Source organism: Halorubrum sp. Atlit-26R, assembly GCF_003666015.1.
In the GTDB taxonomy this organism is placed as follows: Archaea; Halobacteriota; Halobacteria; order Halobacteriales; family Haloferacaceae; genus Halorubrum.
In genome coordinates this window covers 1-993 of the sequence record NZ_QPLT01000107.1, presented here as the reverse complement: position 1 = coordinate 993, position 993 = coordinate 1, and the positions used below count along the sequence as shown (strand labels likewise).

The following is a 993-nucleotide window of genomic DNA, read 5'->3' as shown; positions in this document are numbered from 1 at the left end:
CACCGCTGCGTTGATCGATGGCGACCAGACTGTCTGTTGGACTTGTGGATCCGAGGTTGAAATCGAACAAATCGAGACGACCCTCGACCGGCTCCGGGAGCTTCGCTCCGACAAGCTCGACGAGCGGAACGAGATCCGCACGGAGATCCAGGAACTCACAGACCGCCAGTCGTCGATCCGTGAGAAGCAACGAGAGATCGAGCGCGCTGAAGAGCGACTCGAAACGGTGGAGACAAAGATCGGGTCGACCGAGTCACAAATATCGGACTTGGAGGACCAGATCGCGTCGAAACAGGAGGAGATCGAGGAACTGGAAGCCGAGGCCGAGTCGATCGATGTCGACGGCTACGACGAAACGTTGGAGCTACACCGCGAGGCAAACGGCATCGAGCTCCGGATCGAGCGGCTTGAAGACGAGATCGACGAGATCGATGACGAGATCGATGACCGTGAGGAGGCAATTGATCGGCGAGAGGACCTGAAGGCCGAACGCGAGGAGATCACTGAGCGGTTGACGGAGTTGCGGACGCGCGTTGACCGCATCGAGGAGAACGCTGTCGAGGAATTCAACGAGCACATGCAGACGGTCCTCGACATCTTAGAGTACGAGAACCTCGACCGGATCTGGATCGAGCGCCGAGAAGCGGAGGTCCGTGAGGGCCGCCGCAAGGTCACACGAACTCGGTTTGACCTCCATATCGTCCGCTCGTCGCCCGACGGAACGGCCTACGAAGACACGGTCGACCATCTCTCGGAGAGTGAGCGCGAAGTGACCGGGCTTGTGTTCGCACTGGCTGGATACCTCGTCCACGACGTTCATGAGGCGGTCCCGTTCATCTTACTCGACTCGCTCGAAGCGATCGACTCGGACCGGATCGCGCGCGTCGTCGACTACTTTCGCTCCCACGCCGACTACCTCGTCGCCGCGCTCCTCCCCGAAGACGCCGCCGCCCTCCCCGACGAGTACGCCTACGTCGAACAGATCGACTGAGC

1 protein-coding gene is annotated in these 993 nt (G+C 60.6%); it reads left to right on the top strand.

The window, feature by feature from the left end:
- The coding region (locus DVK07_RS19575; RefSeq protein ID WP_321166986.1) for an archaea-specific SMC-related protein at positions 1-991 on the top strand (991 nt) is incomplete at its 5' end.
- Between the last annotated feature and the right edge of the window lie 2 nt (positions 992-993).